Here is a 25589-nt window from a genome sequence, read left to right as displayed (position 1 = left end):
TCTTCCGGTCGGCGCAGTCCCTGTGGGAGCTGGCTTGCCGGCGATAGGGGCGCAAAGCGCCCCCCCTGGTAATCCCGGCTACCAACCGCGCCCGGAATTCACCCAGAAGTTCACAGACAGCGAGGTGGTCACAGACTCCACCTGGTGGAACCACCCTTCGGGCAGGAACAACAGGTCACCGGCCTGCAGTACCACGCGCAGGAACGGCACCTCGCGCGCCGCCGGGAAACGCTGGTAGTCCGGGGCGTCGGGGTTGAAGTCGCAGCCGTCCAGGCCGCCCTTGGGGCTGGTCGACCAAGTACCCAGGGCGGGGCGATGGTGCGGCGCGGCAAGGATGAACGACTTCTGCCCCCATACCTGTGCGAACAGGTTGTCGGTGTCGTCGCGGTGCAGTGGCGTCAGTGTGCCCTTGGGGCCGATCCAGATGCGCGGCGCAATGAACTTCTCGCGGGCGAAGTACTGCGGGTAGCGAATCAGCGTCAGCAGCTTTTCCGGCACTATGTTGTTGCCCATGTAGGCCGGGGTTTCGCCGGGTTTGGCAGGGGTGTCCAGCGAGGCGATGAAGTCGGCCATGGAAGTGGAACGGAAGTCGCGGTCGGTGGAGAAGGTCTTCTTCACGTAGTCGCCGTGCCGGGTGATGCCCTGCAGTTCGGCGAAATGCTCCAGCGAAGCTTCGCGGCCCATGGTGAACAGCGGCCAGTCCTGCAGGGCATCGCTGATGACCACCGGCGTCCCGTGCGCCAGGTATTCGCCCTGGAAGCGCGCCAGCGGCATGTCGGCGCGGGCAATGCGTGCCACCTCGCGCTGCACCGATTGCGCGGCCGACACCCGTTCGCTGAGGCGTGCCGGTGTCGGGTAGCGTTGGTTCATCGACACCTTGGTCGCCGGCGCGCCGCGCCGGGCGTTGCTGATGATCTGCGGCAGCAGGGTGGCCAGGCCCATGTTGCCGCTGATCTTCAGGCGGGCGCTGGCGAACAGTTCTTCGACGTTGGCGGTGCCGCCCATGATGCCGAGGAAGTCACGCTCGGCCACCTCGATGGTGACGTCCGGGGCTCTGTGCCGGCCGGCACCGGTGCGGCTGCTGTCGCGCACCTCCGACCAGAAGGCCCGGTCCTGGCCGAAGACGAACTGGAAAACGCCTTCGATGCCGACGGCATGGGCGTTGGCGAACAGTTTGCTGAGGATGCTCTGAAGGTCCACGGTATGCCTCTGGCGGTCTTTCGTTGTGCTGGGATAACGAGTGCCTGCACCAACGATTTAGCCGTGTGGGCGGGTAATTTTTCGGCGTGCTGCTACGTCCGGTAGGGAGGCTCGAGTCACATTGTTCACCCAAGGAACCCACATGGCACTGCACCCTGATCTGGCGGCATTTCTGGAACTGGTCGAATTTGGCCGGCTGACGGGCAGGAGCCTGCCCATGCACGCGATGGACGTGGCCCAGGCCCGTGCCGAGTTCGAAGGCAGCTCGCAGGTACTCGACCCGAGCCCGCCCGGCAACGTCACGGCCAGCGAGTTGCAGATTACCGCGCGCGACGGTGCCCGCCTGGCTGCTCGTCTGTACCGCCAGGGCGATGCTGGTGCTGCCTTGCAGCCAGTGATCCTGTACCTGCATGGCGGCGGCTATGTGGTCGGCAGCCTTGATTCGCATGACTCGGTGTGCCGTCGCCTGGCGGCCCTGGGCGAGTTCGCGGTGCTGGCGGCGGACTACCGGCTGGCGCCGGAGCAGCAGTTCCCGAAAGCCCTGCACGATGTGCTGGACGCCGCCAACTGGCTGGCTGAGCAGGCGGCCTCGCTGGGCCTGGACAACCGCCGGGTGGTGCTGGCAGGGGACAGCGTGGGCGCCAGCCTGGCGGCGGTGCTGGCCATTACGGCGGTGGAGCAGCCCGAGGCGCTGGCGTTCAAGCCGCTGGCACAGTTGCTGTTCTACCCGGTGACCGATATCTCCTGCTGGCGTGAGTCCCATCGCGAGCATGCCGAGGGGTACCTGCTGGAGACGCCCACGCTGGAGTGGTTCTACCAACATTATGTGCCGCAGTGCGAGCAGCGCCTGGACTGGCGGGTGTCGCCGTTGCTGTCGACGCTGCGCGAGCCATTGGCGCCGGCTTGCCTGTTCGTGGCCGAGTATGACCCGTTGCATGATGAGGGCATGGCCTATCGTGACTGGCTGGTGGCGGGTGGGACGGCGGTGACTTTTGCCCGGGTGGAGGGGTTGACCCATGACTTCTTGCGCATGTCGGGGATCGTGGGGCAGGTGGAGGGGATTTACCGGGATGTCGGGGAGTGGTTGAAGTGGGTCGGCGGCCAGTCCTGACTTGAGCTCGCTGGGGGCGCGTTGCGCCCCTTTCGCCGGCAAGCCAGCTCCCACCCTGACCGCACCGACTTCAAGCCATGTGCAGTACCTGTGGGAGCCGGCTTGCCGGCGATAGGGCCGGTACAGGCAACCCTCAAGCGCGCAGGTAGCGCTTCAGAATATCCGTCAATCGCTCGATCTCCGCCTCGGTATTCAACAGCCCAGGCGCCGTCCGCACCACCGGCCCGACATCCCGCGAAACCGCATCGACCACGATGCGCTGGCTGTTGAGATACCGGGCCACCTCGTCAGCATCCTGCCCCGTGACCCGGAAGAAGGTGAACCCCGCCGAATACTGCGTGCTGCGCGGTGTCACCAACTCGACCCCCGGCAGCGCCTCAAGCCGCTGTCTGAGATAGCCATTAAGCCCATGAATCCGCGCCTGCACCGCCGCCTTGCCCAACTGCAGGTGCAGCTCGAACGCCTTGCCCAATGCCCAGCGGTGCTCGAACGCGTGGTAACCCCCGGGCGTCATCACCGTGGCAAAATCCTCGTTCTCGGAAAACGTGGCAATGGTCGGGTTCAGCTGCTTCAGTTCGGTGGACGCCGCGCAGATGATCCCGGTACCCCGCGGCCCGAACATCCACTTGTGCGTGCCGGCGATGAAGTAGTCGCAGTTGAGATCGGCAAAGCGCATGTCTTCGACGCCGAAGCCATGCACACCGTCGATCACGTAGATGATCTGGTCCTGCTCGTCACGCTGGCGATTGACCTCGCGCACCAGCGCGCCGATCTCGCCCACGGGCAGTTTCACGCCACTGCCCGAGTGCACCCAGGTCATGCCCAGTACCCGTGTTTTCGGCCCGATGGCCGACGCGATGGTGGCCAGTACCTGGTCGCTGTTGACCTTGGCGGGGTCGTCGAACAGGCGCAACCGGTGCACCGGTGTGCCATCGCGCTTGTTGCGAAAGCCCATGGTATGGCGGGCGGCCGAATGCTCGTGCACGGTGGTGAGAATTTCCTGCCCCGGGGCAATCTTCAGCCCGCCATAGATCAGCCCCAGGCCTTCGGTGGTGCTGCCGGTCAGGGCGATTTGCCGGGGCGTCACTTCGAGGTAGCGGGCCGCCCATTCACGCACGGCGGCTTCGTGCTTCCATTCCGACTGGCTGTCCCAGTCGACCATGCGGGCCGGGTGGCGGTCGAAGCGGGCACGCAGCGCCTCGATGGCTTCGCGCACGGGCCGTGGGTGCGAGGTGATCAGGAAGTTGGCAAAGTGCGCGTACGCCGGGTCCAGCTCGAACAGGTTGCGAAACCCGGCCCAGTCGCTGGCGGTGGCAGGCTGCGCAGCCGCCGCTCGGGCGTCAGGCAGCAGTGGGCTTGTGAGGGGCAGGGCGGCCGCAAGCAGGCCGGCCTGTTTGAGAAAGGTGCGACGATCGTTCATCAATTGGCTCGCAAGGGTCAGGGGGATGAGGTGGCGACAGGTTGCGCGGCGCGCTGCACCTGCTCCCACACCCGCAGGAAGTTGCCGCCCCAGAGCTTGGCGATATCCGCTTCGGAGTAGCCGCGGCTGATCAGTTCGGCGGTGACGTTGCGTGCTTCACTGGCGTTCTGCCAACCGTCGATGCCGCCGCCTTCGTTGAAGTCCGAACTCAGGCCGACATGGTCGATGCCGACCTTGCGCACTGTGTAGTCGATGGCGTCGCCATAGTCCTTGAGCGTGGCCGGCGGTTCCTCCTCGAGAATGCCGTACAGCGCGTTGGCGTACTGGCCGACCTTCTGCTCGGGCCAGCCGGCGATCACCGGGTCACCTGGCATCAGTGCGTAGTCGAGGTTGGCCAGTGGCGGCAGGTCGTAGCGGGCGCGCAGGGCGTTGAGTTTGTCCTGGGTCTTGCTGCTCAAGGGCTTGAGGTAGGTGGAGAAGGCCACCAGCTGGACCACGCCGCCGCTGTCCTTGATCAGCTGCAGCTCCTTGTCGGAGAGGTTGCGCCTGATGTCGACCATCGCCCGTGGCGCCGAGTGCGAGGCCACCACCGGCGCGCGGCTGAGGGCAACGGCCTGGGCCAGCGCCTTGCTGGACATTTGCGACACATCGATGATCACGCCCAGGTCGTTCAGCCGCTGCACGGCGCGCTTGCCGAGCGGCGACAGGCCGTCCAGGGCATCGGCGGTGTCATTGAAGAACGGCAGCGGGCGCGAAGAGTCGGCCCAACTGTTGTTGCCCACATAGCTGAAGCCGAACATGCGCACGCCGCGCGCGGCCCAGCGGTCGAGCTGGTCGATGTCATCGCCCAGCGCATAGGCGTTGAGCATGCTGAGGAACACCGCGAACTTGCCTTCGCCGTGCAGGCGCCGCATGTCTTGCGGGGTATAGGCAATACCCACCTGCTGCGGGAAATCGCGGACCATGGCGGTGATGGCGTTGTAGCGCACCTCCTGGGTGTGGCGGGCGGCTTCGACGAAGCCTGGGGTAGGGCGGTGCGGGCTACCGTCACCGGTCCAGGACTCTGGCCAGGCGAAGATGGTCAGGGCCGCGCCAGACAAACGCCCGCGTGCGGCCTTGGCCAGGTCGAAGCGGCCATTGCCATCCTTGTCGGCCTCGCTGCCTTCGGTGCCGAAGGTCAGCGGCAGGGTGACATGGCTGTCGAACGAGATGATGCGTTCCTGCAGGTCGTTGGCCTGGCGGGTCACCTCCCTGGAATAGCCGGCGGGTGTGGCGAAGTAATGCCAGGCGGCAAACCCGGCGCCAGCGGCAACCGCCGCGGCCAGGCTGATAAACAGGGCTTTCTTCCAGCGTGGAGTCGTCATCTTGGTCTCAGTAGGTTCACCGTCGAGGGATGGGCACAGAGGCCGCCGCTACCTGCAGTGAACGAGCTCGCACCCGGGAAATTTAGCGCCTGTCGGGGGCCGCCATGCGGCCCAATCGCCGGCAAGCCAGCTCCCACCTCGAGCGCATTGGCCTCAAGCCATGTGCAATCCCTGTGGGAGCCGGCTTGCCGGCGATTGGGCTGCGCAGCAGCCCCGGATGCAGCCGGAGCGCCGCTAAATTTCGCCTGCCGTGCAACGTTCTAGCCTTGGACGGGCCGTGCTCCATGGCCGCAATGAATGCACAGGTATGCAATGACGATTTCCCGACGCGGTTTCATCGCCGGTGTGGCATTGACGGGTGTGGTGGTGCCCGGTGCGCTGGGGGCGCTGTATGTGCAGCGCCAGCGTGCCGCCGAGGAGTTCCCGGAAACCCCTGGCGAGGCCGTCGTCGAGTTGGCCGATACCCGCCTGCAGCAGTTAGGCGATACCCTGCGCGGCATCTGGCGCTGGACCCTGCAGGGCAAGGATGCGGGCCTGGACGGCCTGCCCACGGGTGAACTGGAGCTGTTCCTGGATGTGGCAACCAGCGGGCGCGCCCTGCGCGGCTACCTGGATACCCCCGAGCGCCTGCGAGGGCAGGAGGAACCGCGCTACCGCGTGGTAGGCGACCTGTTGGCGGACAAGCCGGGTACCCTGCGCTGGCGCCTGTTTTCGGCCCAGGCCCGCTATGAATGCCATATCGTGCTCGACGAGGTCTGGGGCCGGTTCGGCAACGCCGGGCCGGCGACCCTCAACGGGCGCATTGCACGCCTGGACCGCGCGCTGACATTGCCCGTGGAGGACAACCAGTTCCTGGCCTTGAAGCGCACCTTCCCCGAGGCGCGCGAGCGTATCCCGCTGAACCCGCAACTGCTGGCCTGGCTGACCGCCCCGGAGCATCGCCTGTTCCACCAGCTGTGGCACTCGTCGCGGGACAAATGGCACAAACTGGGCAAGGACAAGCAGGGCGCCCTGCGTGGCCTGGGCTGGCAGCCCGGGCCCCGTGATCGCGAGCGTGACGCGCGGGGCCGGCACAAGGACCGCAACGGCTCGGGCGAAGACTTTTTCTTCATGCACCGGCACATGCTTGGCAGGGCGCGTGCCTTGCAGGACCTGCCGTCATGGACGCGCTTCCCGCTGCCGCAGCCGGAACTGGAGCGCGACCGGGCCGGATTCGCCCGCTACTTCGACAACCATGACGGCAATGCCCTGCCGCCCACCTGGCTGGCCAGCGGTGATGCGGATTACACCCAGTGGGTGCGCGACATCAAGACGCCGGATACCTTCCATGGCAACTTCCTGGTCTGGGAGTCACGCTACACTGACCCGGAGTACCTGAGCACCTTGACCCTGGGCCAGTTCGGTTCGGAAGTGGAGCTGGGCCTGCACGACTGGCTGCACATGCGCTGGGCATCGGTGCCGCGCGACCCCTCCAACGGCATGCCGGTGCCGACGGCGCGCACGCCGGATGATTTTGCCGAACGCTGGTTCGCTGAACAGAACGATTTTCTCGGTGACCCGTTTTCATCCCATGTGAACCCGGTGTTCTGGCACTTTCATGGCTGGATCGACGACCGCATCGAGGACTGGTTCCACGCTCATGAGCGGCTGCACCCGGGTGAGGTACGGCGCCTGGAAGTCAATGGCGTGCCATGGTTTGCGCCAGGGCGCTGGGTGGAGGTGGCCGACCCGTGGCTGGGGCCGGATACCCATGGCTGCTCGACGGTGCCGGGTTTGCGGCCCGGGCGCAGTGTAGAAATGGACCCGGAGACCATGAAACTGGCCTTGCGCATCATCTACAGCGATGAAGACCTGCTCGACAAACTGCGGCCCAAGGTACCGCAGCGGCCGTGGTATGCGCGCAACCTGAAGGTGCGGAACTAGTCGCTGCCTGTACCGGCCCTATCGCCGGCAAGCCGGCTCCCACAGGGTCTGCGCCGGGTTCAAGACATGCGCTGTACCTGTGGGAGCTGGCTTGCCGGCGATAGGGCCGGTACAGGCGGACCTTACTGGCTGACCACCCAGCCACCCCCCAATGCCTTGTACAACGCCACGCTACCCTGCAACCGGGCCAGGCGCAGTTGTGCCTGCTGGTCCTGCGCCACATACAAGGTGCGCTGCGTCTCCAGCACGCTCAACAGCGTCTCCGCTCCCGCGCCATAACGCTGCTGCGCTAGATCGAACGCCAACCGCGCCTGCACCACCTCTTCATCCTGCCACTGCCGCTGGCGGTCCACGCCCTGGATCGCATTGAGCGCTTTCTCGACATCGGCAAAAGCGGCCAGGATGCTGCTGCGGTAGGTCTCCAGCAACTCCATCTGTTCAGCCTCGGCCAGTTCACGCGCGGCACGCAGCCGGCCGTTGTTGAAGATCGGCGCGACCAGGCCGCTGGTGAGGGTGTAGTAGGAGCTGTCGAACAAATGGGCAAAGGTATTGGCGCCAGCTCCCAGGTTGGCCCCGAGGGTGAGCTTGGGCAGCATGGCGGCGCGGGCGACCTGCACGTTGGCGCTGGCAGCGGCCAGCCGTGCTTCTGCCGCGGCAATGTCCGGGCGGCGGGTGAGCAGCTCGCTGGGCACACCGCTGCCAATGGCGGGCCATTGCAGGGTGTTGATCGCGTCCTGGCTGGTGGGTAGCGCCTGCACCGGGTCGCCGAGCAGGGTCGCCAGGGTGACCCGGCTGTCTTGCCACTTCTGTTCCAGTAACGGCAGCTGGCGTTGCTGCGCGGCCACCAGGCTGCGCTGCTGGGCCAGTTCCAGGCGCGTGGCGGACCCGCTGCGCTGGCGTGCCTCGACCAGGCCCAGCACGTCCTGGGCATTGCGCAGGTTGAGGCGGGCAATGCGCAACTGTTCCTGCAAAGCCAGGCCCTGCAGGTAACTGTCGGCTACTGCGCTGACCAGGGTCAGCGCCACGGTCTGGCGGTCGAAGCGGCTGGCATCCAGGCTGCGCAGGGCGCTGTCACGGGTCGCCCGCAGGCCGCCCCAGAAGTCGATTTCGTAGCTGGCGCTGAGCTGCATGTCGAACGAGGTGCTGGTGGGTTCGCTGCGGCTGACATCCAGCTGGTCATAGCCGTCACCGTGCAGCAGGCGTTGGCGGCTGCCGTCCAGGCCCAGCTTCAACTCCGGCAACAGCGGCGCGCCGGCAATGACCGCGCGGGCCTGGGCCTGGCGTACCCGCGCCGTGGCGGCAGCCAGGTCATGGGCATTGTGCAGGGCGTGCTGTACCAGGCGGTCGAGCTCGCTGCTGGCGAAGGCTTGCCACCACTGTGTCGTTGGCAGTTGGGCCGAGGGTGATGCGGCCTCGCCTTGCCAGGCGGATGGCGCGGCGATGCCGCTGGCGGGTGTTGGCGGCGTGCTGCAGGCGGCGAGGCATACGCATAAGGTCAACAGGCTGATGCGGCTGGGCAGAGTCATGGGTTATTCGCTGGTAAGGGCTTTGACCGGGTCGAGGCGGGCGGCCTTGCGCGCTGGCATGAAGCCGAACACGATGCCGGTGACGACGGCGCAGGCGAAGGCGCCGAGCATGGCGGGCAGGGCAAAGGCCACCGCCACTTCGGCCAGCATCAGGCCGCCACCGATGGCCAGGGCCAGGACGATGCCGGCCAGGCCGCCGACCATCGACAGCATCACCGCCTCGCTGAGGAATTGCCGCAGGATGTCGCGCTGGCGCGCACCAGTGGCCATGCGGATGCCGATTTCACGGGTGCGCTCGCGCACCGTCATCAACATGATGTTCATCACGCCGATGCCGCCCACCAGCAGCGAGATCGCGGCGATCGCCCCCAGCATCAGCGACAGGCTGTTCTGCGTGCGCGCCTCGGCCTGGATCAGCGCCGCGTCATTGGTCAGCTCGAAGTCCTGGCGGCCGTTGTGGCGCTGGCGCAGCAGCTTGTCGATGGCCGCTTCGGCCTCGTTGACCCGCGTGGAGTCCAGGGCGGCAACGGCGATGTAGTCCGGGTCGCGCTGGCCGAACAGGCGGATGGCTGCGGCGGAGTAGGGCACCACGATGCGCCCGTCGCTGTCCTGGTCGCCAGAGCTGGCGCCCTTGCCGGCCAGGATGCCGACCACCTGGAACGGCACATTGCCGATCAGCAGGTACTGCCCCAGCGGGTCGCGCCCAGGGTCGAGCATCTTTTCCCGCACTTTCTGGCCGATCACCGCCACCGCGGCAGCGTTGGCTTCATCGGCCTCGGTGTAGAAGCTGCCTTGCACCGCCGGCCAGTTGAAAATCTCGGGGAACCCGGTGTTGTTGCCACCCACATAGAACCGCTGGCTGTTGTTGCCGTGGCGCACCATCATCTTTTCGCCGATCACCGGCATCACGTGCTTGACCTGCGGCAGTTGGCCGATGGCAGCGACATCGTCGAGGGTGATGGTGCCGGCCTGCTCGCCCAGGCTCGCCGGCTTGCCGTTCAGGTAGAGGATGTTCGAGCCGAAGGCTGCCATCTGCGCCATGACCTGGCGCTTGCTGCCTTCGCCCACTGCCAGCATCACCACCACCGAGGCCACGCCGATGACGATGCCCAGCAGGGTCAGGGCGGTGCGGAAGCGGTTGACCCACATCACCCGCCAAGCCGCCTGCAGGGCTTCGAGCAATTCGCCTTTCCACGCCCCGTGCAAGGTCGCGCCACGGTCCAGGCGCTGGCGCAGCTGGTCGGCCTGCAGCCCGCGGCCGTTGTCGACCGTGGGCTTTTCGGCGGCCGAATCGCTGATGATCAGGCCGTCGCGAATTTCGATCACGCGCTGCGCCCGCGCCGCGACGTTGCGGTCATGGGTGATCAGGATGATCACGTGGCCCTGGCTGGCCAGCTCGTCGAGCAACGCCATCACTTCGGTGCCGCTGTGGCTGTCGAGGGCGCCGGTGGGTTCGTCGGCGAGGATGATATGGCCGCCATTCATCAACGCCCGGGCAATCGACACCCGTTGTTGCTGGCCGCCAGACAACTGGTGCGGGCGGTTGCCGGTGCGGCTGGCCAGGCCCAGGCGGCCGAGCAGGGCGCTGGCACGGGCGTGGCGTTCGTTGGCGGCGAGGCCGGCATAGATGGCCGGCATTTCGACGTTTTCCTGGGCCGAGCCCGAGGGGATCAGGTGGTAGCCCTGGAACACGAAGCCGAACGCCTCGCGGCGCAGCCAGGCCAGTTCGTCGCTGCCCAGTTCGGCCACATCCTTGCCGGCGAAGCGGTAGCTGCCGGAAGTGGGGCGGTCGAGGCAGCCGAGGATATTCATCAAGGTCGACTTGCCGGAGCCGGAGGCGCCGACGATGGCGACGAACTCGCCGGGATGGATGCGCAGGCTGATGCCATGGAGGATATCGACCTTGGGCGTTTCGACGCCGCCGTAGGATTTACGGATGTCGACCAGCTCGATCAGGGGTGTGCTCATTCAACCTCCGCTGACGCCAGGGGCGCCGATCACCAGGCGTTCGCCTTCGTTGAGGCCGTCCAGCACCTGCACGCGCAGGCGGTCGCTGAGGCCGGTGCGCACCTGGCGCTGTTCCACCTTGCCGTCGCGGGTCAGCACATGCGCCAGGCGCAGGCCATCGCCGTCGTCCAGCGCGGCCAGAGGTACGGTCAGCACCTGGCTGGCTCTGCCTGCGACAAAGAACACCTGCGTGGTCATCTCGGCCATCAGCGCGCCGTCCGGGTTGTCGACATCCAGCAGCACGCTGTACTGCACCACCTGGCTGCCGGCACTGCCATTGCTGACGCTGGCCGGGCTGCCGCCACCCTGGCTGGCCTGCTCCAGGGGCTTGGGCGGGATCGGCAGCACTTGCCGCACGGTGCTGGTCCAGCGGCGCTTGCCGCCGGCCAGGGTGGTGAAGTAGGCGGTCATGCCGGGGGTGACCTTACCGATGTCGGCCTCCGATACCTGGGCCCACACGGTCATCGGCGAGAGTTTGGCGATACGCAGGATCAACGGGGTTTGCTGTTGGGCATTGAGGGTTTGCCCCTCACGGGCATCCACCGCCACTACCGTGCCGTCCATCGGCGCGTAGATGCGCGTGTAGCCCAGCTCGGCCTCGTCGCTGCGCAGGCTGGCCTGGGCCTGGCGGATCTGCGCCTGGAACATGTCGATGCGCGCCTGGGTGACCTTCAGCTGTGCGGCGGCCGTTTGCACGTCCTCGTCGCGGGTGGCTCCGGCGGCGGCCAGGTCCCGTTGGCGTTTGAGCTGCTGTCGGGCCAGTTGGAACTGTGCGCGTTGTTCTGCCAGCTGGGCCTTGAGGTTGTCGATCGAGTAGCGGCCGGCATCCAGCCGGGCCTGCTGGGTCGAAGGGTCGATCTCGACCAGCAGCTGGCCTTTGCGTACCGTGTCGCCAACCTCCACATGCAGGGTGTGGATCTGCCCCGACGCCTGGGCACCGACGTCCACGTAGCGCCTTGGTTGCAGGGTGCCCAGTGCGGTGACGCTGCTTTCGATGTCGGCGCGGGTCACGGCAACCGTGCTGAGCGGCTGTGCGCCGTAGGGCAGGGCCTTCCAGGCCAGCAGGCAGCCCAGGCCGAGCAGGCCCAGGCCGCTGAGCAGGAGCCGGCGACGGGTGTTGGTTAAAGGTCTCATGCAGACATCCAGCCGAGGGGGTGCCAGATAGACGAAAGCGGCAGAAGGGGATTTAGCGAATGTTGGGCAGGGGCTGACAGGTGCATGGCGACAGGGTTGTGGCGCCTGTGAAACCTCCCAAGACATACCCTTGTTGCTGAGAATAATTATAATTTGTAAGATCGCACGCTGACATCACTCGGTCCCGCGTTGCTGCCTGAAAGGGCTTTCTGGCATAGGCTGGCAGGACGATCTCAGGTAACGTCGTGGAACATTACTATCGCGAACTGGTGGGCTTCCTTTCCGCGCGCCTGGGCAATCGTCAGGCCGCCGAAGACGTGGCGCACGATGCCTACCTGCGGGTGCTGGAGCGCACCGACGCCGAGCGCATCGAGCACCCGCGCGCCTTCCTTTACCGCACCGCGCTCAACCTGGTGGTCGACCGCCACCGGCGGCATCAGGTACGCCAGGCCGAGCCGCTGGAGGTGCTGGACAGCGACGAGCGCTGGCATACCCCGGCGCCGACCCACGACATGCAGCTCGACCAGCGCCTGGCACTGATGCAGCGCGCGCTGGATGAGCTGAGCAAGGTCTGCCGCGACTGCTTCCTGCTGCGCAAGCTCGAAGGCCTGTCACACCAGCAGATTGCCGAGCACCTGGGTATTTCCCGCAGTCTGGTGGAGAAGCACATCGTCAATGCCATGAAGCACTGCCGGGTGCGCATGCGCGAGTGGGAATCCTGATCGCCGGGTTGAATGCAGATGAAAATTCCGTCAGTCGATCACTTGATTTCCACGGTTTTCCCGACTTCTATCAAAGAAGACCCCTGCCAGGCGTAGCCTTGGCAGCAGCCGTTACTGGCGCAGTATGGTCATGGAGCCTACCCATTACCCAACTGCCCAGGTCCCGCCATGGCCAACAAGACCCTGCGCATCCTCATCGCCGACGCACACCCCTGCCAGCGCCTGCAACTGGAGCGGCTGCTCAACGGCCTGGGCTACTACCGGATAGCGCCAGTGGACAGCTTCGAGGAGTTGCAGCGCCTGGTGCTGAGTGCCTTGCAGCCTTTCCACCTGCTGTTGGGCAATATCGAACTGGCCAGCCATGTCGGGGTCGACCTGGCGCGCTTCTGCCGCGTCAGCACGCAGATCCAGCACGCCCTTCTTTATCACTCTACCCAGTTGCAAGTGCCCTTGGTGCCGCAGACCGAGCGCCAGGCCGTCAGCCTGAGCCTGCCCCAGGTGCCGGACAACGAGGCACTGGAGGCGTTCATGGCGATCATCGATACGCCGCTGCTGGTCGGCAAGCTGCCGCTGCCGGGCGCCATGCCGGCTGCCACGGTGCGGCCACGGCCGAAGGCCAATTTCGTCAACACCATGTTCAACCGCTAAAGCCGCAGCGGGCAGGGCAAGGGGGCAGCTATTTGCTATCCTCTTGCCCTTTGCCGATTTGCGGACCCTGCCATGACTGCCATCGATACCGCTCGCCCGCCCCGGTTCAGCCGCGGCGACCACCGGACCCTGGGCCTGGCGGCGTTGGGCGGCGCGCTGGAAATCTACGACTTCATCATCTTCGTATTCTTTGCGCTGACCCTCAGCCAGCTGTTCTTCCCGCCCGAGATGCCCGAATGGCTGCGCCTGCTGCAAAGCTTCGGAATCTTCGTCACCGGCTACCTGGCGCGGCCGCTGGGCGGCATCCTGATGGCGCACTTCGCCGACCACCTGGGGCGCAAGCGGGTCTTCAGCCTGAGCATCCTGATGATGGCTCTGCCGTGCCTGTTGATCGGGGTGATGCCGACCTACGCCGATATCGGCTATGCCGCGCCGCTGATCCTGCTGGCACTGCGTATCCTGCAGGGCGCGGCGGTGGGCGGCGAGGTGCCGAGCGCCTGGACTTTCGTCGCCGAGCACGCGCCAGCCGGGCGGCGCGGTTATGCCCTGGGCTTCCTGCAGGCCGGCCTGACCTTTGGCTATCTGCTGGGGGCACTGACCGCGACCTTGCTGGCACAAGTGTTCACCCCGCAGGAAATCCTCGACTACGCCTGGCGCTACCCGTTCCTGCTCGGCGGGGTATTCGGCGTGATCGGCGTGTGGCTGCGTCGTTGGCTCAGCGAAACACCGGTGTTCCTTGCCCTGCGCGCGCGCCAGGAGCAGCCGGTGAGCTTCCCGCTGCGGCGGGTGCTGGGCGAACACCGCCGGGCGTTGATCCCGGCGGCGCTGCTGACCTGCGTGCTGACTTCCGCCGTGGTGGTGCTGGTGGTGATTACCCCGACAGTGATGCAGCAGCGCTTCGGCATGAGTGCCGGGCACACCTTTGCCCTTAGCAGCGTGGGCATCGTCTTCCTCAACATCGGCTGCGTGCTGGCCGGGCTGCTGGTCGACCGTGCAGGTGCCTGGCGCGCACTGATGTTCTACAGCCTGTTGCTGCCGGTGGGCATCGGCGCGTTGTATGCCAGCCTGGTGGGGCAGTGGGGCATGACCTGGCTGGCCTATGCGCTGGCGGGCCTGTCCTGCGGCGTGGTGGGCGTGGTGCCGTCAGTGATGGTCGGGTTGTTCCCGGCCGAGATCCGCGTGTCGGGCATCTCCTTTACCTATAACGTGGCCTACGCGCTTTGGGCCAGCACCACACCGCTGGCGCTGATTGCGCTGATGCCGTGGAGCCCGTGGGTGTGTGTCGGCTTTTGTCTGGTCATGGGTACGGTGGGTTTGCTGACGGCCTTGTATTTCGGGCGTCGGGAGCCATTGGCGTTTGCCGCGGAGCCGATGCCGGTAATGTGTGGTGAAAAATAGTTTTCTGTTGTCTGTTCTGGCCTCATCGCCGGCAAGCCAGCTCCCACAGGGGATCGCGTCAACTTTTAGAATTTGAGCAAGGCAGTCGCTCCCACAGGGATAGCGCATGGCTCGAGGTCGATGCGGTCGAGGTGGGAGCTGGCTTGCCGGCGATGAGGCCGGTACAGGTAAAACAAAAAGCCCCCGGCTCGTGAGAACCGGGGGCTTTTTGTTAGCGCAGGGCAGGGGCCTTACATGTTCGGGTAGTTCGGCCCGCCAGCGCCTTCAGGGGTGACCCAGGTGATGTTCTGGGCCGGGTCCTTGATGTCGCAGGTCTTGCAGTGCACGCAGTTCTGCGCGTTGATCTGGAAGCGCTTGCTGCCGTCTTCCTGAGTGACCACTTCGTACACGCCCGCCGGGCAGTAGCGCTGGGCCGGCTCGTCGTACAGCGGCAGGTTGCTGGCGATCGGCACGTTCGGGTCGGTCAGCTTCAGGTGGCAGGGTTGTTCCTCTTCGTGGTTGGTGCTGGAGAGGAATACCGAGCTGAGCTTGTCGAAGCTGAGCTTGCCGTCCGGTTTCGGGTAGTCGATCTTCTGCGACTCGGCCGCCAGCTTCAGGCAGGCGTAGTCCGGCTTGGTGTCGTGCAGGGTGAACGGCAGCTTGCCGCCGAACCAGTTCTGGTCCACATAGTTGAACGCCGCGCCCAGCAGCGGGCCGAACTTGTGCATGGCCGGGCCGAAGTTGCGGCTGGCGAACAGCTCCTCGTACAGCCAGCTGGCCTTGAAGGCGCTGACGTAACCGTTCAATTGGTCACCGCCTTCGCTGCCGGCGATCAGTGCGTCAGCCACCGCTTCGGCGGCCAGCATGCCGGACTTCATCGCGGTGTGGCTGCCCTTGATCTTGGCGAAGTTCAGGGTGCCCAGGTCGCAGCCGATCAGCGCGCCGCCGTTGAAGACCATCTTCGGCAGCGAGTTGAAGCCGCCCTTGCAGATGGCACGGGCACCGTAGCTGATGCGCTTGCCGCCTTCGAGGTATTGCGCCATCACCGGGTGGTGCTTGAGGCGCTGGAACTCGTCGAACGGCGACAGGTACGGGTTGGCATAGGACAGGTCGACGATCAGGCCGACCACCACCTGGTTGTTTTCCAGGTGATAGAGGAACGAACCACCGGTGTTGTCCTTGGCCATCACGTCCAGCGGCCAGCCGGCGGTGTGCACCACCAGGCCCTGCTCGTGCTTGGCCGGGTCGATTTCCCAGATTTCCTTCAGGCCGATACCGTAGTGCTGGACGTCGGCTTCGCTATCCAGGTTGAAGCGCTTGATCAGCTGCTTGCCGATATGGCCACGGCAGCCTTCGGCGAACAGGGTGTACTTGCCACGCAGCTCCATGCCAGGGGTGTACATGCCATCTTTCGGGTTGCCTTCGCGGTCGACGCCCATGTCGCCGGTGACAATGCCGCGCACCACGCCGTTTTCATCGAACAGCGCTTCCTGGGCGGCGAAGCCCGGGTAGACTTCCACGCCCAGGTTCTCGGCCTGCTGGGCCAGCCAGCGGCACAGGTTGCCCAGCGAGATGATGTAGTTGCCCTGGTTGTGCATGGTCTTGGGCACGAACAGGTCAGGCACCTTGGTCGAGCTGCCGGCATCCTTGAGCACGTAGATGTCGTCACGCTTCACTTCGGTGTTCAGCGGCGCGCCGAGCTCTTTCCAGTCGGGGAACAACTCGTTCAGGGCGCGGGGTTCGAACACCGCGCCGGAGAGGATGTGAGCGCCGACCTCAGAGCCTTTTTCCACCACGCAGACGCTGATTTCGCTACCGGCTTCGGCGGCCTTCTGCTTCAGGCGGCAGGCGGCGGACAGGCCCGCCGGGCCGGCGCCGACGATGACCACGTCGAATTCCATGTATTCGCGTTCCACTGGTTCTCTCCTACTCATCAAGGCTCGTGCTGTTGCTTTGTCTTATGGGTGCGCGGGGCATTCGCAGCGGTTCTACGCAACGGCGGAACTGTAGCTGGGCAAATGACGGACTACACCGTTTTGTCTTGGCCGCGCATTATATCTACACCACTTGGCGGGTCCAATACAAACGTTTGTTTGAATTTGCCGCAGGCCAGTAAAATCACAGGAACGCGGCTGGAGGGTGACCGATTTGCCGTATTGACCGGATTGGGTGTTACGGTCAAGATACGAGCGGTTTTACGTTCGCCGTAGGCTTGCAGCCGGGCGCAGGTACACCTCTAAAGACCAGGTGTGGAGCAGGGTTTTGCGGCCTTGGGCCGGTTTGTAGTGGAGTTTACACGCCACGACAGAAAATGACCCGTGAGTATTTGTCGCAAGAGTCCGGACAAGACTGTTCGGTCACTGTGAAGTTACCGCCTCCCGGTACGTTTTTAGAGGTGCCCTTGTACCCACGCGCATCGCAGGGCTCTGCCCCTGGCGACTATCTATTCACCGGAGAGTAACGAGGAATCCATGAAGGTTCTTGTAGCTGTCAAACGAGTGGTCGACTACAACGTCAAGGTTCGCGTCAAGGCGGACAACTCCGGCGTCGACCTTGCTAACGTCAAGATGTCCATGAACCCCTTCTGCGAAATCGCCGTGGAAGAAGCCGTACGCCTGAAGGAAAAGGGCGTCGCGTCCGAGATCGTCGTCGTTTCCGTCGGCCCGACCACTGCCCAGGAGCAACTGCGTACCGCCCTGGCCCTGGGTGCCGACCGTGCCATCCTGGTCGAAGCCGCTGACGAACTGAATTCCCTGGCTGTGGCCAAGGCGCTGAAAGCCGTTGTCGACAAAGAGCAGCCTCAGCTGGTCATCCTCGGCAAGCAGGCCATCGACAGCGACAACAACCAGACCGGCCAGATGCTGGCTGCGCTGACCGGCTTCGCCCAGGGCACCTTCGCCTCCAAGGTGGAAGTGGCTGGCGACAAGCTGAACGTCACCCGTGAAATCGACGGCGGCCTGCAGACCGTTGCACTGAACCTGCCGGCCATCGTCACCACCGACCTGCGCCTGAACGAGCCACGCTACGCGTCGCTGCCGAACATCATGAAGGCCAAGAAGAAGCCGCTGGAGACCGTTACTCCAGACGCGCTGGGCGTTTCCCTCGCCTCCACCAACAAGACCCTGAAGGTTGAAGCCCCGGCTGCCCGCAGCGCTGGCATCAAGGTCAAATCGGTGGCCGAACTGGTCGAGAAGCTGAAGAACGAAGCGAAGGTAATCTAAATGACTATCCTGGTTGTCGCTGAATACGAAAACGGTGCCGTAGCCCCGGCCACCCTGAACACTGTTGCCGCTGCCGCCAAGATCGGTGGTGATGTGCACGTGCTGGTCGCTGGCCAGAACGTGGGCGGCGTTGCCGAGTCCGCAGCCAAGATCGCTGGCGTTGCCAAGGTGCTGGTTGCCGATAACGCTGCCTACGCCCACGCCCTGCCAGAAAACGTTGCGCCGCTGATCGTCGAACTGGCCCAGGGCTACAGCCACGTGCTGGCCCCGGCCACCACCAACGGCAAGAACATCCTGCCGCGCGTTGCTGCGCTGCTGGACGTGGACCAGATCTCCGAGATCATCTCGGTCGAGTCCGCCGACACCTTCAAGCGCCCGATCTATGCCGGTAACGCCATTGCCACCGTGCAATCGAGCGCTGCCATCAAGGTCATCACCGTGCGTACCACCGGCTTCGACGCCGTGGCCGCCGAAGGTGGTTCGGCTGCCATCGAAGCCGTTGGCGCTGCGCACAACGCCGGCATCTCGGCCTTCGTTGGCGAAGAGCTGGCCAAGTCCGACCGCCCAGAGCTGACCGCTGCCAAGATCGTCGTTTCCGGCGGCCGTGGCATGGGCAACGGTGACAACTTCAAGCACCTGTACAGCCTGGCCGACAAGCTCGGCGCTGCCGTCGGTGCTTCGCGCGCCGCAGTCGACGCAGGCTTCGTGCCGAACGACATGCAGGTCGGCCAGACCGGCAAGATCGTTGCGCCACAGCTGTACATCGCCGTCGGTATCTCCGGCGCGATCCAGCACCTGGCCGGCATGAAGGACTCCAAGGTGATCGTGGCGATCAACAAGGACGAAGAAGCGCCGATCTTCCAGGTAGCCGACTACGGCCTGGTCGCTGACCTGTTCGAAGCGGTTCCGGAGCTGGAAAAGCTGGTCTGATCCGCCTGCTTCACTTATAAAGAACCCGGCCCTCGTACAGGGGGCCGGGTTTTTTTGTGGTCAGTTCCGGCCCGATCGCTGGCAAGCCGGCTCCCACAGGTACAGCGCAGTTCTCAAGGGCGGTGCTGTATCTGTGGGAGCTGGCTTGCCGGCGATTGGGCCGGGCAGAGCAATACAAGGAGTGAGCAATGGTGCTGCGTAAAGCAGGCAGGGTGCTGGCATGCATGGCGGTGCTGGTTTCGCCGCTGGCCATGGCGGCAGGCAAGTGCGAACGCCTGGTGGCAACCGGCAGCCCTGATGCGCCGCCCTATTCGTGGCAGGACCCGAACGACCCGAAACACCTGATCGGCGCCAACGTCGATCTGCTGCGCCAGGTGGCTGGCGAACTGGGCGTGAAGGTGGAGGTGCTGAGCGCCGGTCGTCGTGACCAGGCGCTGGAAGAAGTACGTAGCGGGCGCATGGACCTGCTGCTCGACACCCCCATGCAGGTGGAGCAACTGACTGCGCTGGACTACATCCATCCACCCCTGCAGCTCAACGAATACCTGGTGTGGACGCGCCACGACGCCACACTGGCCTTCGAGGGCCCGGCGGACCTGGCCCAGTACCAGGGCAGTTTGTCCGAGCGTGCGCGGCTGACCCCGGCCTTTACCGCTTTCGCCAAGGCGCAGCTGAAACTGGTGCCGGCACAGAACCTGACCCAGGCCTTCCAGAAGCTGGTGCTCGGCCAGGTGGATTATGTGCTCGCTGGCCGCTATTCGGGCATGGCCATGGCCCAGAGCCTGGGCATGAGCAATGACCTGATCGCCCGCGGCCTGCCGGTGGATCGGCCGGGCCTGTACCTGGCCCTGTCGCACAATTCGGCCTGCAATGACAGCTGGTTACGTGGGCAATTGGCGAAAAAACTGACAGAATTGCCGATCTCCGGAGCATCCGAGGCCGTGCTGCAACGTAATGTCGAGCGCTGGAAAGCGCAGCTGCAGGTGCCGTCGGACGCCCCCAAACACTAGGAAGATTGCGTGAGAACCCAACCACTAATCCTTGCCCTGGCCGTGCTCGGCCTGGCTGGCTGCGCCAACGATCCGGCCCCTAACGAGCAGATGCGCATTTCCGAACAGGCACTGGAGCAGGCCAGGGCCGTCGGTGCCACCGAGCAGGTCGATGCGCTCAAGCTGGCTGAAGACAAGCTGGCCCGGGCCAAGGCCAACATGCTCACCGAAGACTACCGCGATGCGCGCATGCGTGCCGAACAGGCCGAACTGGATGCGCGCCTGGCCGAGGCTCAGGTACTGAACCAGAAGAGCGAAGAGCAGCTGCAACTGCTGCAGTCGCGGGTCCAGCGCCTGCGCAAGCAGTTGGAGGTGCAGCCATGATCCGTCGTGTGCCATTGGCCGCGCTGGCAGTGCTGGCGCTGGCGGCAGGTTTGCAAGGTTGCGCCAGCCAGCGCAGCAGCGCAGCGCTGGATGATGCCACTGCAGCTTTCCAGAAGGTCAAGGATGATTCCAATGTGTTGCGCAGCGCGCCGCGTGACGTGATTCGCGCAGGCGAGTCGCTGGCCCGTGCCGAGCGCCTGTCCAGCTACATCGGCACCGGTGCCGACGTGCGCCATTACGCCTTCCTGAGCCAGCGCTACAGCGAAATTGCCAGCGAGCATGCCAAGCTGGCGCTGAACCAGGAACGCCAGGCCAAGCTCGACCTGGAGCGCCAGCGCCTGCAGCTGGCCCTGCGCGAGGCCAAGCTGGCCAGTGTTCAGCAGCAGGGCAAGTGGGTCGAGTCGCAGATCGCCGCGCTGGCCTCGGAGCAGGCCGACCGAGGTCTGGTGATGACCCTGGGGGACGTGCTGTTCGACACCGGCCGGGCCGACCTGAAGAATTCGGCCAGCCGTACCGTGCTCAAGCTGGTGCAGTTCCTCCAGCTCAACCCGCGCCGGGTGGTGCGGATCGAGGGCTATACCGACAGCACCGGCCCGGCGGAGGACAACCTGAAGCTGTCCCGTGATCGGGCGCAGGCCGTGGCCGACATGCTGGTAGACCTGGGTATCGACGAGAAGCGCCTGCAGGTCGAGGGCTATGGCGACCAGTACCCGATCGAGGCCAATGCCTCGGAGCGGGGCAGGGCGCAGAACCGTCGGGTGGAGATCGTGTTCTCCGATGACAAGGGCAAGCTGGCGCCGGCGCGCTGAGTCTTTGAAATGCCGGGGACCGCTCTGCGGTCCTTTCGCGACACAAGGCCGCTCCTACAGGCGTTGTGCATGCCTTGAGTTTGGCACTGCTCTTGTGGGAGCGGCTTTAGCCGCGAACACCGGCAAAGCCGGTGCCATCCACCGCGTCGCCTGCTTCGCGGGTGAACCCGCTCCCACAGGGGCGGCGCACCCCCGGCAGTTTGTCGGCTTAATCGTTTCGATAGCTGTCACACTATTGTATTGTCGACTATGTTGCATTCTGTCCCAGTACACTTTGCAACTGTTACGGTATCCTCTACCGTCACTGAGCCGTACAAGAATAACGAGTCTGCCGCCATGACCAACCTGCTGTTGTACCAGCGTATCGCCCAGCAACTGGCCGATGACATCCGTCGTGGTGTCTACCAGCCAGGCGAGCGGGTACCCTCCGTGCGCAAGATGAGCGCCCAGCTCAATGTCAGCCATGCCACGGTGCTGCAGGCCTATGCCAATCTCGAGGACCAGGGGCTGATCCGTGCGCGGCCGCAGTCCGGCTACTATGTACACCAGACCCCGGCCCTGACCGCGCAGACCCCGGACATCGCCCGGGTCGAGCGCCCCGGCCTGGTCACCCGCGCCAGTATCATCCAGCAGGTACTGACCGAGGCTCGTCGTGATGGCGTGTTCCCGTTCGGCGCCGCGGTGCCGCACGTCGACTACCTGCCGGTCCGTGCCTTGCACCAGCAGATTGCCAAGGTCACGCGCTTCCACAGCCCGCGTGCCTTCAGCTACATGTTCAGCCCCGGTTTCGAGCCACTACGCCGGCAGATCGCCATTCGCATGCGTGATGCCGGTGTGCTGGTCGACCCGCGTGAAGTGATCGTGACCCATGGCTGTGTCGATGCGCTGCAGATGTCTCTGCGCGTGCTGACCCGTCCCGGCGACCTGATCGCCGCCGAATCGCCCACCTATTACGGGCTGCTGCAACTGGCCGACCTGCTGGGCCTGAAGGTGATCGAGATCCCCAGCGACCCGTCCACCGGTATCAGCCTCGAAGCGCTGCAGCTGGCGGCCAACCAGTGGTCGATCAAGGCCCTGGTTCTGACTGCGCGCCTCAGCAACCCGCTGGGTGGCACTGTCCCGGAAGAGCGGCAGAAGCAGTTGCTGCGCCTGGCGTCGGACTTCGATATCCAGATCGTCGAGGATGACATCTATGGCGAGCTGATGTTCGAGCAGGGCAAGACCAAGGCGCTAAAGGCATTCGACCGGCTGGACCGGGTGATCTATTGCTCGAGTTTTTCCAAGACCCTGTCCCCCGGCGTTCGCGTTGGCTGGATGATCGCCGGGCGCTATCAGGACGAAATCCAGCGCCTGCAAACCTTCACCACCCACTCGGCCTGCAGCGTGACGCAGATGGGTGTGGCGGCCTACCTGGAAAATGGCGGCTACGACCGGCACCTGCGTTACATCCGCCAGGAGTACCGCAAGAACCTCAGTGCCTACCAGCTGGCGGTGCAGCAGCACTTCCCCGAGGGTACCCAGATGACCCGGCCGACGGGCGGTTTCATCCTGTGGGTGAGCCTGCCGGGGCGGGTCAATACCCAGGAGCTGCATGTGCGCGCGCTGGAGCAGGGCATCAGTATTGCGCCGGGGCTGATCTTCAGCAACACCGAGCAGTTCAACCACTGTATCCGGCTTAATTGCGGTATACCCTGGAACAAGGAAGCCGAGCGCGCGGTGATCACGCTCGGTTTGCTGGCCCAGCAATTGTGCCGGGAGCCAGCAGCGGCACTTTTGTAGGCTTGCCACGCGCCCGTGGAACAGGGAGCATACGCACTTTTCCTGCCAGTCTGTCTATTTGCCATGAATGCTTTGCGCCGTTTTGCCCTGATCTTGTGCCTTGTACCGCTCGGCAGCCTGGCTGGTGTTGCCCAGGCTGCGCAGCCGGCAGGCCAGGCGCAGGCGGCGCCCGTGCAGAAAGCCAAGCCGGTGCAGAAAGCCGCAGCCAGGCCAGCGCACAAGCAGCCTGCAAAAAAAGCCGGTAACAGCAAGGCCAGGCCGGCGCGCAAGCAGGTGAGCAAGGAGGTTGCCAAGCCGCTACCCAAGGCGAAGCTGGACCTCAGCCTGCCGGCCGATATGGTCGATGACCTTGAGCCGAATGTGGGCAGCCCTTCGCCGATACAGCGACGCAAGCCTTTGCTGCCACCCATGTTCACTGAAAAGCCGGAGGCCAGCGACAGCCCGTTCCAGCTCAATGGCCGGTTGATCAGCAACGAAATGCAGCTGCAACTGCGCAATGACAGCCGTCGCGACGTGGAAGGGGCGGCCATCGATTTCGAGTACCGCCAGTAGCTGGCGAACTGACTGCCGGGTCACGGCAGATTTCATCATGCCAGCAATTTCAAACGCCTGTTTGAGCGGTTACTATCCAGGGACGTTCGTCCCGTTTTGTTCCAGGGAGTCCTGATTTTGGTGAATAGCCATGAACTGCCGTGAGGGCTGTGGTGCCTGCTGCATTGCCCCGTCCATCACCTCTGCGATGCCGCGCATGCCCAATGGCAAGCCGGCTGGCGAGCGCTGCCTGCACCTGACCGTCGACAACCTCTGCGACCTGTTCGGCAAGCCCGAGCGGCCGGCAGTGTGTGGCGGTTTCAAGGCGGATGTGGAGGTATGCGGCAGTGACCGTGACGAGGCCATCAGGATTCTTGGCTGGTGGGAGCAGATGACGGCGGCGTGACAGGCTGGATCTTCGACAACAAGGATAAACATGATGAGATCGTTCAAGCGTATTGCTCTGCTGTGTGGCATGGGTGTTCTGCTGTCGCCCGCGGCCTGGGCCGAAAACTGGCAGGTGGCCAAGGACGAGGAGGGGATCAAGGTCTCCCTCAGTGAAGTGGCTGGTTCCAAGTACAAGGCCTATCAAGGCGTCACCGTGATCAAGGCGCCGCTGGCCAAGGTGCAGGCGTTGCAGGAGGACGTGGTCGGGGCTTGTGCGTGGATTCACGAATGCAAGTCGCAGAAGCTGCTCAAGCACGAAGGTGATCAGAGCTGGACCTACACCCAGTTCAATACGCCATGGCCGGTCACGCCGCGGGACTCGGTATTGCATGTGACCACGGTCAAGGGGGCTGATGGCAGCCTGGTGCGCAACCTGAAGGAAGAGCCGACCTACGTCCCGGAAGAGAAGGGCTTTGTGCGGGTGGCGAAGGTGGAAGGCTTCTGGAAGCTGGTGCCCAAGGGTGACAGCACGGAAGTGACCTATCAGGTGCACACCGAGCCGGGTGGTAGCGTGCCGGCGATGGTGGCCAACAAGTTCGTGGTGGATGCACCGTTCAATACCCTGAAAGGGTTGCGGGAGCGGGCTGAGAAAAACTGAGGCATTGTGTCACTTGTGCCGGCCTCTTCGCGGGTAAACCCGCTCCCACAGGTATCCCGCAAACTTTCGGGCCTGTGGGGTCCCTGTGGGAGCGGGTTTACCCGCGAAGAGGCCGGCACAGGATGAATAAAAAAGGCTGCCCGAGGGCAGCCTTTTTGCGTTCGGCTATGGAAGCTTACTTGCGGTCCTGCAGCGCAACGATGTCGCGCTTCTGCTCGCCGGTGTACAGCTGGCGCGGGCGGCCGATCTTGTACGGGCTGGAGAGCATTTCTTTCCAGTGCGAGATCCAGCCCACGGTACGTGCCAGGGCAAAGATCACGGTGAACATGCTGGTCGGAATGCCGATCGCCTTGAGGATGATCCCCGAGTAGAAGTCGACGTTCGGGTACAGCGAGCGCTCGATGAAGTACGGATCGGTCAGGGCGATCTCTTCCAGGCGCATGGCCAGTTCCAGCTGCGGGTCGTTCTTGATGCCCAGCTCGCGCAGGACTTCGTCGCAGGTCTGCTTCATCACGGTGGCGCGCGGGTCGCGGTTCTTGTACACGCGGTGACCGAAGCCCATGAGCTTGAACGGGTCGTTCTTGTCCTTGGCCTTGGCGATGAACTTGTCGATGTTCGAGACATCGCCGATTTCATCGAGCATGGTCAGTACCGCTTCGTTCGCACCGCCGTGGGCCGGGCCCCAGAGTGCGGCGATACCGGCGGCGATACAGGCGAACGGGTTGGCACCCGACGAACCGGCCAGACGAACGGTAGAGGTGGAGGCGTTCTGCTCGTGGTCGGCGTGGAGGATGAAGATCCGGTCCATCGCCTTGGCCAGCACCGGGCTGATCGGTTTGATCTCGCACGGGGTGTTGAACATCATGTGCAGGAAGTTTTCCGCGTACGACAGGTCGTTGCGCGGGTACATCATCGGCTGGCCCATGGAGTACTTGTAAACCATCGCGGCCAGGGTCGGCATCTTGGCGACCAGGCGCACCGCGGAAATTTCGCGGTGTTGCGGGTTATTGATGTCCAGGGAGTCGTGATAGAACGCCGACAGGGCGCCGACCACGCCGCACATCACCGCCATCGGGTGGGCGTCGCGGCGGAAGCCGTTGAAGAAGGACTTCAGCTGCTCGTGAACCATGGTGTGGTTCTTCACGGTGCTGACGAACTGGGCCTTCTGCTCGGCATTCGGCAGTTCACCGTTGAGCAGCAGGTAGCAGGTTTCGAGGTAGTCGGACTTTTCGGCGAGCTGCTCGATCGGGTAGCCGCGGTGCAGCAGGATACCTTTGTCGCCGTCAATGTAGGTGATCTTCGACTCGCACGAGGCAGTCGCCATGAAACCAGGGTCGAAGGTGAAGTGACCAGTGGCCCCCAACCCGCGGACGTCGATTACATCAGGACCAACGGTGCCGGTTAAAATGGGCAGCTCGACGGGGGCAGCGCCCTCGATGACCAACTGCGCTTTTTTGTCAGCCATGTGG

Annotated in this window: 22 protein-coding genes; 14 read left to right on the top strand and 8 right to left on the bottom strand. The window is 64.6% G+C overall.

Annotation, left to right across the window (positions count from 1 at the left end; all coding sequences use genetic code 11):
* Window positions 1-78: 78 nt before the first annotated feature.
* The gene (locus tag ABX298_RS01990; RefSeq protein WP_286100255.1) at window positions 79-1200 is read right to left on the bottom strand and encodes a cupin-like domain-containing protein; all 1122 of its coding nucleotides are present in this window, start codon (window positions 1198-1200) and stop codon (window positions 79-81) included.
* A gap of 142 nt (window positions 1201-1342) precedes the next feature.
* Here ABX298_RS01990 and ABX298_RS01985 point away from each other — a divergent pair, with 142 nt between their 5' ends.
* Entirely contained in the window at window positions 1343-2311 is a 969-nt protein-coding gene (locus ABX298_RS01985) for an alpha/beta hydrolase (RefSeq protein ID WP_367394032.1), read from the top strand.
* Between the two features lie 133 nt (window positions 2312-2444).
* Here ABX298_RS01985 and ABX298_RS01980 read toward each other — a convergent pair whose 3' ends face one another.
* Window positions 2445-3731, bottom strand: coding sequence for an aminotransferase class V-fold PLP-dependent enzyme (locus ABX298_RS01980; RefSeq protein WP_367394031.1), 1287 nt, complete (start codon window positions 3729-3731; stop codon window positions 2445-2447).
* Window positions 3732-3748: 17 nt separating this feature from the next.
* Window positions 3749-5095 (bottom strand): pyoverdine-tailoring dipeptidase-like protein PvdM, encoded by a 1347-nt coding sequence (gene pvdM / locus ABX298_RS01975; protein ID WP_367394030.1) that lies wholly within the window; start codon window positions 5093-5095, stop codon window positions 3749-3751.
* A 312-nt stretch (window positions 5096-5407) separates the two neighbouring features.
* Between pvdM and ABX298_RS01970 the strand changes: the two genes are divergently transcribed.
* Window positions 5408-7018: a PvdJ/PvdD/PvdP-like protein gene (locus ABX298_RS01970; protein ID WP_286100251.1), complete on the top strand. Its 1611-nt coding sequence runs from the start codon at window positions 5408-5410 to the stop codon at window positions 7016-7018.
* Between the two features lie 122 nt (window positions 7019-7140).
* On the opposite strand, the gene ABX298_RS01965 is transcribed toward ABX298_RS01970, so the two are convergent.
* The 3 genes from ABX298_RS01965 to ABX298_RS01955 are packed head-to-tail and all read right to left on the bottom strand — an operon-like array spanning window position 7141 to window position 11685.
* The gene (locus ABX298_RS01965) at window positions 7141-8544 is read right to left on the bottom strand and encodes an efflux transporter outer membrane subunit (RefSeq protein ID WP_367394029.1); all 1404 of its coding nucleotides are present in this window, start codon (window positions 8542-8544) and stop codon (window positions 7141-7143) included.
* Between the two features lie 3 nt (window positions 8545-8547).
* Window positions 8548-10512, bottom strand: coding sequence for a MacB family efflux pump subunit (locus tag ABX298_RS01960; RefSeq protein WP_367394028.1), 1965 nt, complete (start codon window positions 10510-10512; stop codon window positions 8548-8550).
* Window positions 10513-11685 carry an efflux RND transporter periplasmic adaptor subunit gene (locus ABX298_RS01955; protein WP_367394027.1) on the bottom strand — a complete coding sequence of 391 codons (1173 nt, stop codon included), beginning with the start codon at window positions 11683-11685 and terminating at the stop codon, window positions 10513-10515.
* Window positions 11686-11930: 245 nt separating this feature from the next.
* On the opposite strand from ABX298_RS01955, the gene ABX298_RS01950 reads away from it, so the two are divergent.
* The 3 genes from ABX298_RS01950 (at window position 11931) to ABX298_RS01940 (ending at window position 14453) form a co-directional block, all read left to right on the top strand.
* Window positions 11931-12407 (top strand): sigma-70 family RNA polymerase sigma factor, encoded by a 477-nt coding sequence (locus ABX298_RS01950; protein ID WP_025339983.1) that lies wholly within the window; start codon window positions 11931-11933, stop codon window positions 12405-12407.
* Window positions 12408-12575: 168 nt separating this feature from the next.
* The gene (locus tag ABX298_RS01945) at window positions 12576-13055 is read left to right on the top strand and encodes a histidine kinase (protein WP_075045851.1); all 480 of its coding nucleotides are present in this window, start codon (window positions 12576-12578) and stop codon (window positions 13053-13055) included.
* A 72-nt stretch (window positions 13056-13127) separates the two neighbouring features.
* Window positions 13128-14453: an MFS transporter gene (locus ABX298_RS01940; protein ID WP_367394026.1), complete on the top strand. Its 1326-nt coding sequence runs from the start codon at window positions 13128-13130 to the stop codon at window positions 14451-14453.
* Between the two features lie 230 nt (window positions 14454-14683).
* Here ABX298_RS01940 and ABX298_RS01935 read toward each other — a convergent pair whose 3' ends face one another.
* On the bottom strand, window positions 14684-16348 hold the full coding sequence (locus ABX298_RS01935) for an electron transfer flavoprotein-ubiquinone oxidoreductase (RefSeq protein WP_015271102.1): 1665 nt from the start codon (window positions 16346-16348) through the stop codon (window positions 14684-14686).
* Between the two features lie 555 nt (window positions 16349-16903).
* Between ABX298_RS01935 and ABX298_RS01930 the strand changes: the two genes are divergently transcribed.
* From ABX298_RS01930 to ABX298_RS01890, 9 genes are all read left to right on the top strand, one after another.
* Window positions 16904-17653: an electron transfer flavoprotein subunit beta/FixA family protein gene (locus ABX298_RS01930; protein WP_025339979.1), complete on the top strand. Its 750-nt coding sequence runs from the start codon at window positions 16904-16906 to the stop codon at window positions 17651-17653.
* Window positions 17654-18583, top strand: coding sequence for an electron transfer flavoprotein subunit alpha/FixB family protein (locus ABX298_RS01925; RefSeq protein ID WP_025339978.1), 930 nt, complete (start codon window positions 17654-17656; stop codon window positions 18581-18583).
* 188 nt (window positions 18584-18771) lie between these two features.
* A complete protein-coding gene (locus tag ABX298_RS01920; RefSeq protein WP_075045848.1) occupies window positions 18772-19593 on the top strand; it encodes an ABC transporter substrate-binding protein in 822 nt (273 codons plus the stop codon).
* A 9-nt stretch (window positions 19594-19602) separates the two neighbouring features.
* Entirely contained in the window at window positions 19603-19956 is a 354-nt protein-coding gene (locus ABX298_RS01915; RefSeq protein ID WP_023661849.1) for a DUF4398 domain-containing protein, read from the top strand.
* On the top strand, window positions 19953-20765 hold the full coding sequence (locus tag ABX298_RS01910; RefSeq protein WP_023661850.1) for an OmpA family protein: 813 nt from the start codon (window positions 19953-19955) through the stop codon (window positions 20763-20765). The genes ABX298_RS01915 and ABX298_RS01910 overlap by 4 nt, the downstream gene beginning before the upstream one ends.
* A gap of 336 nt (window positions 20766-21101) precedes the next feature.
* Window positions 21102-22544 (top strand): PLP-dependent aminotransferase family protein, encoded by a 1443-nt coding sequence (locus tag ABX298_RS01905; RefSeq protein WP_025339975.1) that lies wholly within the window; start codon window positions 21102-21104, stop codon window positions 22542-22544.
* A 63-nt stretch (window positions 22545-22607) separates the two neighbouring features.
* Window positions 22608-23096 carry a hypothetical protein gene (locus tag ABX298_RS01900; protein ID WP_075045847.1) on the top strand — a complete coding sequence of 163 codons (489 nt, stop codon included), beginning with the start codon at window positions 22608-22610 and terminating at the stop codon, window positions 23094-23096.
* A 130-nt stretch (window positions 23097-23226) separates the two neighbouring features.
* Window positions 23227-23481: a YkgJ family cysteine cluster protein gene (locus ABX298_RS01895; RefSeq protein ID WP_025339973.1), complete on the top strand. Its 255-nt coding sequence runs from the start codon at window positions 23227-23229 to the stop codon at window positions 23479-23481.
* A 33-nt stretch (window positions 23482-23514) separates the two neighbouring features.
* On the top strand, window positions 23515-24120 hold the full coding sequence (locus tag ABX298_RS01890; protein ID WP_075045846.1) for an START domain-containing protein: 606 nt from the start codon (window positions 23515-23517) through the stop codon (window positions 24118-24120).
* A gap of 175 nt (window positions 24121-24295) precedes the next feature.
* Here the strand turns inward: ABX298_RS01890 and gltA are convergent, their stop codons facing one another.
* Window positions 24296-25585, bottom strand: a complete 1290-nt coding sequence (gltA, locus tag ABX298_RS01885; RefSeq protein WP_013973445.1) for a citrate synthase — start codon at window positions 25583-25585, stop codon at window positions 24296-24298.
* Window positions 25586-25589 lie beyond the last annotated feature (4 nt).

Source organism: Pseudomonas sp. X4 (genome assembly GCF_040784925.1).
In the GTDB taxonomy this organism is placed as follows: Bacteria; Pseudomonadota; Gammaproteobacteria; order Pseudomonadales; family Pseudomonadaceae; genus Aquipseudomonas; species Aquipseudomonas putida_Z.
Note: the sequence above shows the minus strand (reverse complement) of the source record. Positions and strands in the feature narration are given on the sequence as shown.

Coding starts and splice junctions, on each gene's coding strand:
- ABX298_RS01920 (WP_075045848.1), top strand. CDS start 18,772: ATGGTGCTGCGTAAAGCAGGCAGGGTGCTGGCATGCATGGCGGTGCTG.
- ABX298_RS01925 (WP_025339978.1), top strand. CDS start 17,654: ATGACTATCCTGGTTGTCGCTGAATACGAAAACGGTGCCGTAGCCCCG.
- ABX298_RS01940 (WP_367394026.1), top strand. CDS start 13,128: ATGACTGCCATCGATACCGCTCGCCCGCCCCGGTTCAGCCGCGGCGAC.
- pvdM (WP_367394030.1), bottom strand. CDS start 5,095: ATGACGACTCCACGCTGGAAGAAAGCCCTGTTTATCAGCCTGGCCGCG.
- ABX298_RS01960 (WP_367394028.1), bottom strand. CDS start 10,512: ATGAGCACACCCCTGATCGAGCTGGTCGACATCCGTAAATCCTACGGC.
- ABX298_RS01890 (WP_075045846.1), top strand. CDS start 23,515: ATGAGATCGTTCAAGCGTATTGCTCTGCTGTGTGGCATGGGTGTTCTG.
- ABX298_RS01980 (WP_367394031.1), bottom strand. CDS start 3,731: ATGAACGATCGTCGCACCTTTCTCAAACAGGCCGGCCTGCTTGCGGCC.
- ABX298_RS01910 (WP_023661850.1), top strand. CDS start 19,953: ATGATCCGTCGTGTGCCATTGGCCGCGCTGGCAGTGCTGGCGCTGGCG.
- ABX298_RS01895 (WP_025339973.1), top strand. CDS start 23,227: ATGAACTGCCGTGAGGGCTGTGGTGCCTGCTGCATTGCCCCGTCCATC.
- ABX298_RS01905 (WP_025339975.1), top strand. CDS start 21,102: ATGACCAACCTGCTGTTGTACCAGCGTATCGCCCAGCAACTGGCCGAT.
- ABX298_RS01985 (WP_367394032.1), top strand. CDS start 1,343: ATGGCACTGCACCCTGATCTGGCGGCATTTCTGGAACTGGTCGAATTT.
- ABX298_RS01945 (WP_075045851.1), top strand. CDS start 12,576: ATGGCCAACAAGACCCTGCGCATCCTCATCGCCGACGCACACCCCTGC.
- ABX298_RS01900 (WP_075045847.1), top strand. CDS start 22,608: ATGAATGCTTTGCGCCGTTTTGCCCTGATCTTGTGCCTTGTACCGCTC.
- gltA (WP_013973445.1), bottom strand. CDS start 25,585: ATGGCTGACAAAAAAGCGCAGTTGGTCATCGAGGGCGCTGCCCCCGTC.
- ABX298_RS01930 (WP_025339979.1), top strand. CDS start 16,904: ATGAAGGTTCTTGTAGCTGTCAAACGAGTGGTCGACTACAACGTCAAG.
- ABX298_RS01955 (WP_367394027.1), bottom strand. CDS start 11,685: ATGAGACCTTTAACCAACACCCGTCGCCGGCTCCTGCTCAGCGGCCTG.
- ABX298_RS01970 (WP_286100251.1), top strand. CDS start 5,408: ATGACGATTTCCCGACGCGGTTTCATCGCCGGTGTGGCATTGACGGGT.
- ABX298_RS01965 (WP_367394029.1), bottom strand. CDS start 8,544: ATGACTCTGCCCAGCCGCATCAGCCTGTTGACCTTATGCGTATGCCTC.